This is a genomic window from Paenibacillus artemisiicola (assembly GCF_017652985.1).
GTDB lineage: Bacteria > Bacillota > Bacilli > Paenibacillales > Paenibacillaceae > Paenibacillus_Z > Paenibacillus_Z artemisiicola.
In genome coordinates this window covers 110,134-124,455 of record NZ_JAGGDJ010000011.1, presented here as the reverse complement: position 1 = coordinate 124,455, position 14,322 = coordinate 110,134, and the positions used below count along the sequence as shown (strand labels likewise).

Sequence of the window (14,322 nt, the reverse complement as noted above, 5' to 3'; positions counted from 1 at the left end):
AAGGATGCCTTCCCCGTCGGGAGGGCATCCTTTTTGCTTGCTCGGCCTGCTTCGCGCCCGGCTCATTGCCAGAGGCAGCAGCGCTCTTCGCGTCTGATGCTATTGCCTTCGGCTGCCGCTGCTTGAAGCAAGGGGCGTCGAGGCTTACTTGCCGCCCCGCCTTCTTGCGACGCTTTCTCCGCGCAGACTTCTCCGCGCCGCTCAGCGCCGGCGAATTTCAAAAAACTCGCAGGCCGCGCGATCGTGGTACGTCACGTCGCTGACGCTGGATTGGCTGACGACGAGTTGGTCGTCGAACCGGATAATAATGCCGCCGGAGTCGACGATATGGTCGTCCTTATAGACGCGCAGCCGAAACTGCCGCTCCATGGCCTCCGTAAAATCCTCGTCCGATACGAGCCGCCGGTATAATGCCATTCCTCATGCTCCTTTCCGTTAAGCCGTGTCCTCGGCTTGTCCTTTACAGGCTGCGCTCGACGCGAACCGCCGTGCCGCCCGTGGGCGCCGCCGTCCCGGCCTCGCGGTAATCGTGGAGATGCAGCAGCTCGAATTCGCCAAAATCCACTTGCTTATAAAACTCATAGCACGGAAAGCCGTCATGGCCGCCGCGAAGCTCGACGGCGCCGTCCTCGCCGCGCACGGTCACCCGCACCGCGTATCCCGCGGCCGGCGCGTCCGGCCGAAGCGGGTTCCCGATGCTCGCCCGCATCGTGAACGAGACCGCCGCCGCTTCCCAGGATTCGTCCTCCGCGACGATGCCGTCCGCGGACGGCTTGGCCTGCCGCTTGACCGATACGCCGTCCGCGCCGGTCTCCCGGATAATCGTCTCGCCGGTATCCGCGAACCGGAACAGCTTGCGCTTCGCGAAATCCACGACGACTTCCTGCTCGGCGCGCGAGCGGCCGGCATGGGCCGCATGCGGCGTGGATTCCCGCGCGTCCCCGGCTTCCTCGTACGCGAGGCCGGTCTCCGGATCCCGCACGGCGGGCAGCCAGTGCACGCCGCCGACGAAGACGCCGGCCCTGATTTTGACGATCGTCGCCACCGCGATTCCGCCTCCTTTGCGCTTGGTTGTCGGTTCTATTGTAGCACAAGCCTCCGCGCACCCGCTTCCCGTTCGCGGCTTCACATAATTTCCCTCGGCTCGAGGCATAGTACGTTTATGGAAACATCGTTCAACCTGGGAAAGTGGTGGAGACTATGATTAAACGTCGAGAATGGATCATCATTTTGCTGGCGCTGCTCATCGCCTCGGGGTTTGCCTACCTGCGGCAGGCGTCCGCGGCGCCGGGCAGCGGGCCGTTTCATTTCGGCTTCAAGAAGAGCGTCGGCGGCGCCCTGCCGTCTATTAAGGAGGAAGGGTTTCAAAGCATTCTGCAACAGCACGGGGCGATCTTCCTCGGGGACACGACGCAGCGCGAGCTGTACCTGACCTTCGACAACGGCTACGAGAACGGCTACACGCCGGGCATCCTGGACGTGCTGAAGGCCAAAGGCGTGCCCGCGATCTTCTTCGTCACGGGGCATTACGTGAAGGATAAGCCGGAGCTCGTCAAACGCATGGTCGCGGAAGGGCATCTCGTCGGCAACCATTCGTGGAGCCATCCCGACATGAGCGTGATTTCGAGCAGTCAGATCGGCGCGGAGCTGGCGAAGGTGAAGAACGCGGTCGCCGAGCTGACGGATCAGAAGGAGATGACGTTCCTGCGTCCGCCGCGGGGGATCTTCAACGACCGGGTGCTTGCGGTCAGCAAGGAGCAGGGCTATACGAGCGTCTTCTGGTCGGTCGCGTACCGCGATTGGGAGCCGAGCGCGCAGCGCGGCTGGAAGTATGCCTACGACAACGTAATGGCGCAGCTGCACCCCGGCGCCGTGATTCTGCTGCATGCGGTGTCCAAGGACAACGCCGACGCGCTCGGGCGCATCATCGACGCCGCGCGCGAGAAAGGATATACGTTCAAGCCGCTCACCGAGCTGGCGAGCAAGACGTATTGACAAGCAAGTCGAATAGGAAGCCTCCGGAACCGCGGCCGACGCGGGGACGGGGGCTATTCGACGTGGCGGGAGGCTTCCATGGCGGGGCGGCCGGAATTCTTAACGGAGACGCATCAACGGGACCGAGCGGCTCCGCTCCATGCCCGGACGCGCGAAAGCCCCGGCCCCCGGCAAGGGTCAGGGCTTTCGGCGATCCAGGCCTGCCGGCATCGGCCTGCCTCAAAACCACATGAACATCGACTTGAACAAGCCCCGCTTGCGGGCGGGCGCATGGACCGTCGGCTTCGTCTCCGCTGCGCCGCGGCGCAGCTCCTCCGCGGGCGTCGGCTGGCGCGTCTGCTCGACCGAGGCGGCCAGCTGCTCGACCATGCGGCGCAGCTCCTCCAGTTCTTCGCGATGCTGGCGGATCTGCGCGTTGACGACCTCGTCGGCCTTCTGGTCCAGGCGGCGCTCCATCTGGAGAATCCGGGTCAGCACGTCGTTCTCGGCGGTTTGCAGCAGCGCGGAGCTGGCGGCCGTCTCGAGGAACGCTTCGAGCAGCCGCGGCTGCTGATCCGCTTCCGCCGCGGGCGCGCCCGCGGGCATCGGCAGCTGGATCTGTTCCATCGTTTCGCCGCGCTCGATCGCGGCCTTGATGAAGCCGAGCAGCGCCAGGTCTTGGTCGTTGAAAATATAATGTCCGAACTGGTCTTTGCGAAATACCGTCGGGTAGTAGGAGGCCCAGCGTTTTACCGTCGTTTGACTGACGTTCAGCGTGACAGCAGCGTCTTTGCTCTTCACGAGACTCAATCCTCATCACTCCGCTTCCGTTGGATTGCTAAGGGTATTCGCGAGACGAACGCCGCGTCCCTGCAAGGGTGACAAAGGTAGTGCGCATTCGCTAAACAAAGTGGTTTTGCGCGAATCCTCGGCACTTCGGACCGCCTGCCATGCGGCTTGGGGCGGATTTTCGGTCATTCGGGCGATCCCGGCGCCGGGCGGCCGCGTCAACGCCGAACGGGCAGCAAGCCCCGTAGGACTTGCTGCCCGTTCCCGCGTGCGCCGCGCTTCAGGCTGCGCGCCATGCCGTTATTCGGCGCCGCCGCCGCATCATGCGTTGCGCGTCTCGATCGCGCCGCACCTCGCATAACGCAACGGCGGCTGCGCCGTTTCCTCGGCGCGCTTACGGTCGCGCCGAACGCTTAAGGCTGCGTCGTGCCGCTCTCCCGCGCCGCCGCGTCGTTCGCGGCATCGGCGGCCGCGCCTTCCTCGTCGGCGCCGTTCGCGCTCGAAGCGGCCGCGCCGCCCGCGCCGACGCCGAGCGCGTTCAAGTCGATGAACGGCGTCGCTCCGCCGGTGACGCTCGGCAGCCGGCCGTCCCACTTCTCCACGGCCTGCTCCTGCACTTCGATCTGCTTCAGCTGGATCAGCTCCGGCGTTACTTCCTGCTTCTTCAGCTTGAGCGATTCCGCGTCCGCTTGCGCTTGCGCGACTTTTTGCTGCGCCTCGATCTGCACGCGCTTCAGGTCGTTCTCGGCCTTGAGCGCCTGCTGCTGGGCAACCTGCTTCGCCTCGATCGATTGGTTGAACGCATCGGAGAACTTGAAATTGACGATATTAATGTCGTTTACGACCAGGTCGTACCGCGCCAGCCGCTTCGTCAGCGCGTCCCGGACCTCGGCGGCGACGACGTCCCGCTTGGCGATGAGGTCCTCCGCCGGATAGCGCGCCGTCACTTCCTTGACGATCTCCTGGATCGCGGGATTCACGATGACGTTGTCGAACGCGCCGCCGACGTTGTTCATCAGCTTGTAGGCCGACTCCTTGTCGACGGAGTAGTTGACGGCGACGTGGGTCGAGACGGGCTGCAGGTCCTTGGACGACGCGGATGTGTCGGTCTCCGCCTTCGTTACCTGCACGTTCACTTGGATGATGGTTTGCACGAACGGAATTTTGAGATGGATGCCCGGCGCCAGAACGTTGTCGTTCAGCTTGCCGAACGTTTTGTACAGCCCCACGTTGCCATACTGAACGGTCGCGAACGAATTGAAGACGACGAGCAGCAAGGCCAGCGCGAGCAGGACGGTCCAGACGACCGTGCGAACCGGAAAACGCGGCCGGTTGACTTGCGGTTCCACGACATGCATCGATACCCCTCCCATGAATAGCCCCTGCCGGCACGGCTATCGGCGCCGGGCGGGCGTGTAGTAGAAGATACGCCCCGGGAGCGGGAAAGTGGCAACAAATTTTGGTAAACTAAAGGAAAATCGCCGGAGGTGAACGAAACGGATGGAAAGAGAGCAAACGGCGGAGGAAATCGCGCGGTGGATGCTGGCGGAGCTGGAAGCGTCGGGCAGGCTGGAGCAGGACCGGGCGGTCGCGCATATCCTGTCGCGCTACGGGGATAGCTACCTCTACCGGCACGAGAACGGCAACGTCTCGATCGACAAGGACGTGAAGAAGCGGTTCAAGAAGCTGCACGGCGGCCGTGCGGCGTGGGAACGGGACGGGTTCTTCTGGGCGTGGACGTAGCAGGGCGAGCGGACGGGTATCCATCCCGGCCGGATCACGCCCGGAAGACGCTCCCGCTCGGGTGTCCCTCCCGCCTGCCGCGTCGGCGCATCATGCGTCGTAATCGATGCGCCGAGCAGACGGGCATTGCCGGACCGTGCCCGGAAGACGATCGCGCCCGGGAGACGCGCCCGCCCGCCGAGCCGGCGCGTCACACGTCGTAATCGATGCGCCCGTCGGCTTGAATGACGAGCTTGCCGGCGGCGGGGTCGTACGCGACTTCCCCGTGCGTAGAGAAATACCACGTCTTCCGGTCGGTGGAACCCGCCGGCACGAAGAAGATGTTCAGCTCGTCGCGATGACGGACGACGCCCTCGGCGAGCGCCGCGTCGGGCACGTCGATCGCGATCGTCCAGCCTTCCCGGCCTTCGGCCGGCGCGATGGCGAAAGGCAATCCGTGCTTCTTGGAATCGAGGAACAAGCGGCCGCCGACAGTGTGGCGGATATACAGATGATCCATGATTTTACCCCTCCTTGACATCCTAACTATAGCACACTATGATACTTACATAAAGTAAGTTAATGAGCGTTTCGTGCGTAAATTTCTGCGTCCCGCGGGACCAAAAGGAGCGGATATCCCTTGATCAGCGTTTACCCGGCTTCATCCCGTTTTTCCGGCGATCTCGGCTGGCTTCAGTTTAATTTTAGTTTCTCGTTCGCGGATTATTACGATCCGGAGAATGTGAATTTCGGCCCGCTGCGCGTCTTCAACGAAGACTATATCCAGCCGGGGCGCGGCTTCGGCACGCATCCGCACCGCGATATGGAGATCGTCACCGTCGTCCTGAGCGGGGAAGTGAAGCACGAGGACAATTCCGGCGGCTCCGGCGTGATCCGTTCCGGCGAAGTACAGCGGATGACGGCGGGCTCGGGCATCCTGCACTCGGAGGTCAATCCGTCCGAGACGGAGGTCGCCAACCTGCTGCAGCTGTGGTTCCTGCCGGAGCGCAAAGGGCTGACGCCGTCCTACGAGCAGAAGGCGTACGACCGCGACGGCATGAAGAACGCGCTTGCGCCGATCGTCTCGAATACGATACGCGGCGAGTCCGTGCTCGATATCCACCAGGACATGACGATCTACCTGTCGGAGCCGGACGCCGGCGTCACCGTCGCGTACGAAGGGGACGCGTCCCGCAAACTGTTCCTCTTCGTCATCGCGGGCAGCGTCTCGCTGAACGGCGGAGAGCCGCTCGGCCGCAGCGACTCCGCGCGCATCGCGGATACCGCCAAGCTGGACGTCCGGGCGCTGTCGGACGCCCGGTTCATGCTGATCGACCTGCCGTAACCGGCAAGCCTTCCGCTTCCGCGCGGTATAACGCCTCCCCGTCCCGTCAACACTGAAGTTAGACGGGAAGCGACGCATTCGGGAACGAAGCGTACCCGGGAGGGGGAGAAGCGGATGGAGTTCAAGCCGGCCATGCTGGACCGCGCCGCGCTGGCGCAGCTGCAGCGGTTCGAGAGCGAGCTGCGCGAGCAGACGTCGGAGGAGATCGTTCTCGTGGCGTATCAGTCTTACGGGAGCGTGCCGAACGGCGCGCAGCCGGACGCGAATCGCGAGCCGTAATCGGGTTCGAAGCGGTCTTGAAGGCGCGAACTGTAACAGGTTCGTGCCTTTTTGCGCGTCTCGGGAGCAGGATTCGCGGGACGGCGGGGCGAAGGGAGTAGGCGGCAACGGCCGATCGGCCGATAAGCGAGGAGCGGATAGGGGAATGAAACGCAAGAACATACGATGGATGCCGCCGCTTGCCTGCGCGGTCCTGGCGGTCGTCCTTCTGTTGGCGGGCTGCAGCAAGACCGAAACGCCGCTCGCGTTCGCGGACAAGGTAGCTTCGGCGAATCTCGGCGCGGAGCAAGCGCAGGTCCCGCTCGGCATCGACGAGCAGGAGCTCGTCAAGCGGCTGGGCAAGCCGATCCGGACGCTGAACGACGGCGGGCGGAGCTTCCTGTTCATGTACGAGGACTACCAATACGCGTCGGTCGACAACGAGGTCGTCGGCTACTCCCTCGGGCCGCGGTCCGCGACGGGGAAGGGGCTGAAGCTCGGCGCGACCAAGGCCGACGTCGTCAAGGCGTACGGAGAAAGCTACTACGAGCGGGGAGGCAGCGGACCGTCGGCCACGATCGGCTATCTCGACAAGACGAACCGCCTCGCGATGGAATTCGAGCTGAAGGACGACAGAGTGAAGGCCATCAGCGTCGATTCGTTCAAACTCTACGAGTAAGCGATTCCTCGAGACGAAGCAAGAGCCTCGCCTGACCGGCGTAATGCGTCCGCCGGGGGCGGCGGACGCGACGTTCCTGTACCGTGTCGAGAAGCGGCCCCCGCGCGGGCGCAACATACCAGAAGGGCCATCCTGCCGAATAACGGCGGGATGGCCCTTCTGGTATGTTCGCGTCTCAGCCGAGGTTCACGTACAGCGGCCCGAACGTCTCTTCCTTGCCGCCGACCGCCAGCTTCAGCTCCAGCTCGTCGCCGTCCGCGAGCGGACCGACGCCGGCCGGCGTGCCGGTGTAGATCACGTCGCCCGCGCCGAGTCCGAGGCGCGGCCCGATGAAGTCGATCAGCCGCTGCAGGGAGAAGATCATGTCGCACGGCGAGCCGTGCTGCGCGACTTGGCCGTTCTTGACGAGGCTGAACGCCAGCGTCCCGAACGCGTACTCGCCGGGGAACGGCCGGAACGGCCCGAGTACGGCGGAGCCGACGAATCCTTTGGCCAGCAGCCACGGATGGCGCTTCTCCTTCAATTGCGACTGCACGTCGCGCGCGGTCAGGTCGAGGCCGAGCGCGATGCCGTCCACGAGCTCGGCGGCGCCCATGCCCGGCTTATAGTTCTTGCCGATGCGGACGACGACCTCCAGCTCGTGGTGAATGTCGCCGATCTTGCCGGGCAGCGTCAGCTTGCCCGCCGCCGGGTGCAGCGCGTGCGTCGGCTTGGAGAAGATCATCGGCTCCTCCGGCACGTCGTTGCCGAGCTCTTTCGCGTGCAGCGCGTAGTTGCGGCCGACGCAGTAAATGTTGCGGATTGCTTCCATGTTCGCGTTCTCCTTTGCGGCGTTCGTTTCGATTGCGAATGCCCGCGTCCGTCGTCGGCGCGCCTGCGGCGATCGCCGCGTTCGGGCGGCCGCGCGGTCCGAAGGCCATATTTACCAAGCTGCCTTCATCATAGCACGAAGGTGGGCAAACTTCACTTTTCTCCGCTTCCCGACCTTGAAAACGCAAACCTCACTCCTTGATTTCGCGCATTGTTGAAAAAAGGTTGGTACATGATAATAAGCGTATATTAACCCAAGGGGGAACCAACAGATGGTTAAGAAATCGACGAAAACCGCCGCCATCGCACTGACCGCGGCAGCGCTGGTCATGGGCATGACGGCTTGCGGAAGCAAGAACGAAACCAACACCTCGAACAATACAAACGCGGGCAACACCTCGACCGGCGCGGGCGGCAACGCGAGCAGCGGCGACAAGAACGTGACGATTACGTTCCAGAACATCTACCCGGACCCGGCGACGCCTTCGTACAAAATGCTCCACGCGATCGTCGACCAATACCAGAAGGATCATCCGAACGTCAAAATCGAGCTGGACTCCCTCAACACCGACCAGCAGAAGCTGAAGCTGAAGACGCAAGCGGCGTCCAAGGAAGTGCCGGACATCACGATCGTCAACCCGGCCGCGCAAATGAAGCCGTTCGTCGACGCGAAGCTGTTCGCTCCGCTGAACGACATGCTGGACCAAAACGGCCTGAAGGACACGTTCCAAAAAGGGCTGCTCGACTACTACAGCTTCGACAACAACATCTACGCCCTGCCGGACGGCAACAACATCGAAGTCGTGTACTATAACAAGGACCTGTTCGCGCAAGCGGGCATCACGAATACGCCGACGACGTTCGAAGAGCTCGTGAACGACGCGAAGACGCTGAAGGCGAAAGGCATCACCCCGATGGCGATCGGCGAGAAGGACTCCTGGACCGGCTCGTTCCTGTTCATGAACATCCTGCTCCGCACGAACGGCGGCCCGGGCTTCCTGCAGGACGTGCTCGACGGCAAGAAGACGTTCAAGGACGCGGCGTTCACGGACGCGGTATCCGCGATGCAGGACCTGATCCAAGCCAAAGCGTTCGAAGACGGCGCGACGTCCATCGACTACAACACGGGCGGCAACCTCTTCAAGACGGGCAAAGCGGCGATGATGGTCATGGGCACGTGGGAAACAGGCGCCATCGACTCGTCCACGGTCGGCCCGAAAGTCGGCGTCTTCAAATTCCCGACGGTCGGCGGCAAAGGCGATCCGGACCAATTCATGCTCGCGCCGGGCTCCGCGTTCGCGGTATCGGCCAACAGCAAGCACCTGAAGGAAACGAAGGATTTCCTGAACTACTTCATGACGGAAATGCCGAAGAAGCAGTTCGAGCTGAAGAACGCGGTCGGCAGCGGCCAAATCATCACCGGGGACTTCAAAGCGGCGGGCTACTCGCAGCTGGCGCAGGACGTCCTGGCGCTGTTCCAAAACGTCAAAGGCGGCGACCTCGCGTTCGACAATACGATGAAACCGGCCATCGCCCAAGCGCATCTCAGCAGCATCCAAAACATGTTCGTGCAGAAAGTCGATCCGGCAGCCGTCGCGGCCGAGCACCAATCCGCGTACGACGCCAACAAATAAGCACCTTGTAAGCCATGAAGGCGGATCGGGTGGAGCGGCTCTGGCGGCTCCGCCCCGATCTCCTTTCGACACCGAAGAAGCCGTGCCGGCCTCAGGGCCGGCCGCGCGCTTCTCGCAATCCCGCTAAGAATCAGGAGGCAACCCCAGTGAATGTTTTAAAAGTACCGGCCCGTACAATCGCAGTATTCGTCCTGCCGAGCCTGATTGTGTACATCGGACTCGTGTTCGTTCCGATTCTCGTTTCGATCTACGACAGCCTGCTGGATTGGGACAGCATCAATAAGGCGAAATTCATCGGGCTGGACAACTTTAAAACGATGTTCGCCCACGACGCGAACTTCTGGCCTTCTGTCCGCCATACCTTGCTGTACGCCGTGTTCTCCATGGCGGAAATTCCGATCTGTCTGTTCATGGCGGGCTTGCTGAACCGCTACGTGAAACGGGGCAACACGCTCGTTTCGATCTACTTCGTGCCGGTCATCCTGTCCACCGTCATCATCGGTCAATTGTGGAAAACGATCTATAACCCCGCCGACATGGGCGGCATGCTGAACGGCATCCTGACGACGATCGGCCTGGACAGCTGGACGCACAGCTGGCTGACGGAGCCGAAGATCGCGATGTACTGCTTGTATTTCGTCTCGCTGTGGCAATACTTCGGGTATCACCTGCTCATTCAATTCACGGGCGTGCAAAACATCCCGTCCGACGTGTACGAAGCCGCGAAGATCGACGGCGCCGAAGGGTTCAAGGCCGACTGGTACATCACGTATCCGATGGCCGTGCCGATCTTCAAAATTTCCATCGTGCTGGCCTTCATCGGCTCTTTGCAGCAGTTCGACCTCGTTTGGGTCATGACGGGCGGCGGACCTGCGCACGCGACGGATACGATCTCCACGCACATGTATAACAGCTCCTTCCTGTCCCTGAAATACGGATACGGAAGCGCGCTGGCGACGTTCCTCGTGTTCGTGTGCCTGGCCTTTACGGTCGTCATCAATTTCGTGTTCAAAAAAGTCGAAGCGAAGTACAGCTGAGGGGAGAACGGCAATCATGAAAGCATTATCCAAAGGAATCGTCTACGCCATATTCGCGATTCTCGTGATCACGCAAATTTATCCGTTGTTCTGGCTCATTCTGTACTCGCTGAAGAACAACGAGCAGATTCTCGGCTCCAGCTTCTTCTCGCTGCCGACGACGCCGCAATGGACTAACTATAGAGACGCCTATAAGAGCGGTCACTACTTGCAATACCTGGGCAACAGCGTGTTCGTCACGCTCGTCACGCTAATCTGCGTCATCGTGCTCAGCTCCATGGTCGCCTACGCGATCTCGCGGTTCAAATGGCGCTACGGCCCGCTCGTCACGCTCATCTTCCTGATGGGGATGATGATCCCGATGCAGGCGACGCTGCTGCCGCTGATGGTCATCTTTAAGAACCTGCACATCCTGGATACGCGCTGGGCGCTCGTCCTGCCGTACATCGCTTTCTCGACGCCGATCTCGGTCTTCATCCTGAGCGGCTTCATGCGCGGCATTCCCGCGGAGATCGAGGAGTCGGCGTTCATCGACGGCGCGAACGTGTACCGGATTTTCCGGAGCATCATCCTGCCGATCTCGGTTCCGCCGATCATGACGGTCGTCATCCTGACGTTCATCACGATCTGGAACGAGTACATCATGGCCGCGACGTTCATTTCGTCCGAGAAGTTGAAAACTCTCCCGTTCGGCATATATACTTTTGTGAGCCAGTACAACGTCAACTATGGCGCAATCGGCGCATTCCTCGTGCTCGGCGCGCTGCCGGTACTGCTCGTGTACTTCGTCCTTTCCGAACGGATCACGAAAGGCATGGTCGCCGGCGCGGTCAAAGGGTAAGGACGTATCAAGGGATGCTGCCACGGAAGGGCGGTAACGGCGGTGACGCGCGGATTTCATTCCATTCAATACCGGTTGTTCGTGCTGTTCCTGATCAGCATGTCCGCAATCGTGCTGACGGTCAGCATCCTGTACTATAACCGGACGACGGTCCAATTTCATCAGAAGATCAGCAGCCTGTCGAAGCAGAACGTCTCGCAGACGGCAGGCTTGTTCGATCTCCTGCTGAAAGGGTACGACAGCCTGTCGAAGGCCGTCATCGGCAATAACGATCTTGCTCGCATTCTGAGCAATCCCCAAGTCGACAGCCCCGCTGTCGATTATTTTAATGAGCAGGCCATCACCAATATTTTGGGGGCCGCTTTTTTGTCGCAAGAGGACATTATCGGCATCCACGTGCTGACCGATAAAGGCAAAGCGTACAACTACAGCAATTATGCCAACGTGATCAGCCCGGACTACAAATCGACTTCATGGTACGCCCAGATCGCGGCGTCGGCCGGCAGCATGGTGTGGCTCGGCGTGTTCGACCATTCCATCATCGATCAGGTCGACGACCGGCCCGTCTTCGCGTTCGGCCGGCCGATCTACGACCTGAACAACCACCGGCCCGTCGGCATCGCCCTGTTCGAGACGAACCCGCAGGCGATCATCGCCGCGATGGATAACCTGAAGCTCGGCGAGCACAGCGAGGTGTACTTGATGAATCGCGAGGGGAATATTATCTCCACGACCGCGTACCATTGGGATCCCGCTTGGCTGAGGAGCCTGCCGCGCCCGCAGGAAGGCGCGCCGGTCGTCGAGGAGCACGACGGTCAGCTGGTCGTGTCGTCGCAGCTGCCGTTCGCGGATTGGACGGTGCTCGGCGTCACGCCGGACCGCGACCTGAACGTCGAGCTGACGGAGACGAAGCGGTTCCTGATCATCGTCGGGGCGATTCTCGTCATCTTCTCGGTGCTGCTCGCGTCGGTCTTCTCGCGAACCCTCTCGTCGCCGCTCAAGCGGCTCATCTCGGAGATGAAGCAGGTCGAGATCGGGAACTTCCGCGGCTCGCTGAACGTGACGTCGTACCGGGAAATCAATATTTTGGTCGCGTCGTTCAATCAGATGGTCAATCACATCGCGGAGCTGATCGAGCGGGTGAAGGTGGCGTCCGTGAGCGAGAAGAACGCGGAGCTGCAGGCGCTGCAGTCGCAGGTCAATCCGCATTTCCTGTACAACACGCTCGACATGATCTACTGGATGCTGGACGAGAAGGGCCATGACCGGCTCGGCGAGGTCGTGCTGTCGCTGTCCCGGCTGTTCCGCTACAGCAGCCATTGGGAGCCGGGGGCGGCGGTCACCCTGCGCGAGGAGATCGAGCAGATCCAGCACTACCTGACGATCATCGTGACGCGGCTCGAAGGCCGGCTGACGGTGGACGTGGACGTGAGCGAGACCTGGCTGACGCGCATCGTCCTCCCGAAAATGACGCTGCAGCCGATCATCGAGAACGCCGTGAAACACGGGCTCGAGCCGCTGTTCGACCGGCCCGGCGTCCTCCGCGTGCACGTGGAGGAAGGCGACCGGCAGCTGCGCATCCTCGTGGAGGACAACGGCGCCGGCATGGACCGGGCAACGCTGGCGCGGCTGAACGCGCTGCTCGCGCGGGCGAAGGACGATACCGTCCGGGACGTGAACGCCGAGTCCGAGCGCCGGGAAGGCGGCATCGGGCTCGTCAACCTTCAGCGCCGGCTCCAGCACATGTTCGGCGAGGCATACGGGCTTGCTCTGCGGAGCGAGCCGAATCAAGGGACGACGGCGATCATCGCGATTCCGCTCCCGCTGCATAAGGAAGGGGGCGCTGCGCTTGACAGCGAACATCCTCATCACGGATGACGAGCACGTGATCCGCGAAGGCGTGAAACGCACGATCAAACGGGCTTTTCCCGATATCACGGTCCATCTGGCCGCTTCCGCCGAGGAGGCGGTGCAGATTCTGGACCAGCATCCGGTCGACATCGTGCTGACGGATATTTTGATGCCGGGCATCGACGGCCTGGAGTTCATGAAGATGTCGCGGCGGCGCTATCCGCAGGCGAAATGGGTCGTCATCTCGGCGCACTCGGAGTTCGCCTACGCGCAGACGGCCGTGCGGCTCGGCGCGCGGGACTATCTGCTGAAGCCGATCGGCAAGCAGCGGCTCGTCGAGCTTATCGCGCAGTTGGCCGCGGAAGCGAAGGCGGAGTCGGAGCAGACGGCGGAGAGCGAGATGATGAAGCGGAACCTGAAGTATCTTCGCGAGGCGGTGTTCCAGCGGCTCGCGTCCGGGCTCGACATCGGCAACATGGACATCGCGCCGCTGTTCGAGCGGTACCCGGATTTTCATCTCGTCCTCGCGCATCTCGAGGAAGCGGTCAAACCGGTGCATCTGGAGCATTTTATCATCGAAAACGTGCTCTCCGAGCTGGTGGATCGCCACGGGGAAGGGTTCGTCGTCAATTTCGACCGGCAGAGCCTGCTCGGCATCGTTCATTTCCCGAGCGCCGCCGCCCAGGACGCGCTGCTGACGGAGCTGAAGACGCATCTCGGGCATTACTTGAAGGTGCCGTTCCACGTGACGCCGTCGTGCAAAATAGCGGACTATCGCAACATCGCGGCCGAAGTGAAGAAGCTGCGCCAAGCCAGCTCCGTCCCCGGCCTCGACCGGCCCGAAGGCGGCGACAAGGCGATCGAGGTCGCGCTGCAGTACCTGAAGGCGCATTATAACGAGGAGCTGTCGCTGGAGAAGGTCGCGTCCGTCGTGTTCTTGAACCCGATCTACTTCAGCCAGCTGTTCAAGCAGAAGACGGGGCAGGGATACAAGGACTACGTCATCAGCCTGCGCATGGAGCAGGCCAAGGAGCTGCTGCGGCAGCAGGGGCTGAAGCTCGCCGACATCGCGGAGCGCATCGGCTACGGGGACGTGCGGCATTTCACGCAGGTGTTCCGGAAGAAGACGAACGTGACGCCGACGGAGTATCGGCAGCAGTTTCTCGCGGAGCGTTGATGGGGGAGGGATTCCCCCTGGGGCCCCCTTATTTTAATGAGCTAAACTTTATAAGTACATGAGCTTAACTATTACAGGCGTGAAATTCTAAAAGCGTTTCGCAACCCCCTAAATCCCCCTTGCCTAAGGGGGACCCCAGGGACGCCGTCCCTGGACCCGGAAGGGGCGTGCCTGCGCCGGGGCCGTCTTCGAAGCTTGCTTCGGG

At 61.9% G+C, this 14,322-nt stretch carries 16 protein-coding genes; 10 read left to right on the top strand and 6 right to left on the bottom strand.

The window, feature by feature from the left end; genetic code table 11:
• Positions 1-201: 201 nt before the first annotated feature.
• Entirely contained in the window at positions 202-417 is a 216-nt protein-coding gene (locus I8J29_RS15920; protein WP_090639495.1) for a hypothetical protein, read from the bottom strand.
• A gap of 43 nt (positions 418-460) precedes the next feature.
• Complete coding sequence (locus tag I8J29_RS15915) at positions 461-1,045, bottom strand: DUF3238 domain-containing protein (protein WP_208848526.1); 585 nt, start codon at positions 1,043-1,045, stop codon at positions 461-463.
• Positions 1,046-1,200: 155 nt separating this feature from the next.
• Here I8J29_RS15915 and pdaA point away from each other — a divergent pair, with 155 nt between their 5' ends.
• Positions 1,201-1,995, top strand: coding sequence for a delta-lactam-biosynthetic de-N-acetylase (gene pdaA / locus I8J29_RS15910; protein ID WP_208848525.1), 795 nt, complete (start codon positions 1,201-1,203; stop codon positions 1,993-1,995).
• A gap of 219 nt (positions 1,996-2,214) precedes the next feature.
• Here pdaA and I8J29_RS15905 read toward each other — a convergent pair whose 3' ends face one another.
• Together I8J29_RS15905 and I8J29_RS15900 are read right to left on the bottom strand one after the other, a co-directional pair.
• Positions 2,215-2,775 (bottom strand): MerR family transcriptional regulator, encoded by a 561-nt coding sequence (locus tag I8J29_RS15905; protein WP_208848524.1) that lies wholly within the window; start codon positions 2,773-2,775, stop codon positions 2,215-2,217.
• 401 nt (positions 2,776-3,176) lie between these two features.
• Positions 3,177-4,121, bottom strand: coding sequence for a prohibitin family protein (locus I8J29_RS15900; protein WP_208848523.1), 945 nt, complete (start codon positions 4,119-4,121; stop codon positions 3,177-3,179).
• A gap of 142 nt (positions 4,122-4,263) precedes the next feature.
• Here I8J29_RS15900 and I8J29_RS15895 point away from each other — a divergent pair, with 142 nt between their 5' ends.
• Entirely contained in the window at positions 4,264-4,506 is a 243-nt protein-coding gene (locus I8J29_RS15895) for a DUF6953 family protein (protein ID WP_090639484.1), read from the top strand.
• Between the two features lie 190 nt (positions 4,507-4,696).
• Here the strand turns inward: I8J29_RS15895 and I8J29_RS15890 are convergent, their stop codons facing one another.
• Positions 4,697-5,005, bottom strand: coding sequence for a hypothetical protein (locus tag I8J29_RS15890; RefSeq protein ID WP_208848522.1), 309 nt, complete (start codon positions 5,003-5,005; stop codon positions 4,697-4,699).
• Between the two features lie 120 nt (positions 5,006-5,125).
• Between I8J29_RS15890 and I8J29_RS15885 the strand changes: the two genes are divergently transcribed.
• From I8J29_RS15885 to I8J29_RS15875, 3 genes are all read left to right on the top strand, one after another.
• Positions 5,126-5,830 (top strand): pirin family protein, encoded by a 705-nt coding sequence (locus I8J29_RS15885; RefSeq protein WP_208848521.1) that lies wholly within the window; start codon positions 5,126-5,128, stop codon positions 5,828-5,830.
• Positions 5,831-5,944: 114 nt separating this feature from the next.
• Positions 5,945-6,109 (top strand): hypothetical protein, encoded by a 165-nt coding sequence (locus I8J29_RS15880; RefSeq protein WP_177222088.1) that lies wholly within the window; start codon positions 5,945-5,947, stop codon positions 6,107-6,109.
• Between the two features lie 145 nt (positions 6,110-6,254).
• The gene (locus tag I8J29_RS15875; protein WP_208848520.1) at positions 6,255-6,767 is read left to right on the top strand and encodes a hypothetical protein; all 513 of its coding nucleotides are present in this window, start codon (positions 6,255-6,257) and stop codon (positions 6,765-6,767) included.
• 175 nt (positions 6,768-6,942) lie between these two features.
• Here I8J29_RS15875 and I8J29_RS15870 read toward each other — a convergent pair whose 3' ends face one another.
• Positions 6,943-7,578, bottom strand: a complete 636-nt coding sequence (locus tag I8J29_RS15870) for a fumarylacetoacetate hydrolase family protein (RefSeq protein ID WP_208848519.1) — start codon at positions 7,576-7,578, stop codon at positions 6,943-6,945.
• 271 nt (positions 7,579-7,849) lie between these two features.
• Here I8J29_RS15870 and I8J29_RS15865 point away from each other — a divergent pair, with 271 nt between their 5' ends.
• From I8J29_RS15865 to I8J29_RS15845, 5 genes are all read left to right on the top strand, one after another.
• On the top strand, positions 7,850-9,211 hold the full coding sequence (locus I8J29_RS15865) for an extracellular solute-binding protein (RefSeq protein ID WP_208848518.1): 1,362 nt from the start codon (positions 7,850-7,852) through the stop codon (positions 9,209-9,211).
• A gap of 146 nt (positions 9,212-9,357) precedes the next feature.
• Positions 9,358-10,248, top strand: coding sequence for a carbohydrate ABC transporter permease (locus tag I8J29_RS15860; protein ID WP_090639471.1), 891 nt, complete (start codon positions 9,358-9,360; stop codon positions 10,246-10,248).
• 16 nt (positions 10,249-10,264) lie between these two features.
• Complete coding sequence (locus I8J29_RS15855) at positions 10,265-11,089, top strand: carbohydrate ABC transporter permease (protein ID WP_208848517.1); 825 nt, start codon at positions 10,265-10,267, stop codon at positions 11,087-11,089.
• Positions 11,090-11,131: 42 nt separating this feature from the next.
• Positions 11,132-12,967, top strand: coding sequence for a sensor histidine kinase (locus I8J29_RS15850; RefSeq protein WP_208848516.1), 1,836 nt, complete (start codon positions 11,132-11,134; stop codon positions 12,965-12,967).
• Entirely contained in the window at positions 12,939-14,117 is a 1,179-nt protein-coding gene (locus I8J29_RS15845; protein ID WP_208848515.1) for a response regulator, read from the top strand. Before I8J29_RS15850 ends, I8J29_RS15845 begins: the two co-directional genes overlap by 29 nt.
• Positions 14,118-14,322: the final 205 nt, after the last annotated feature.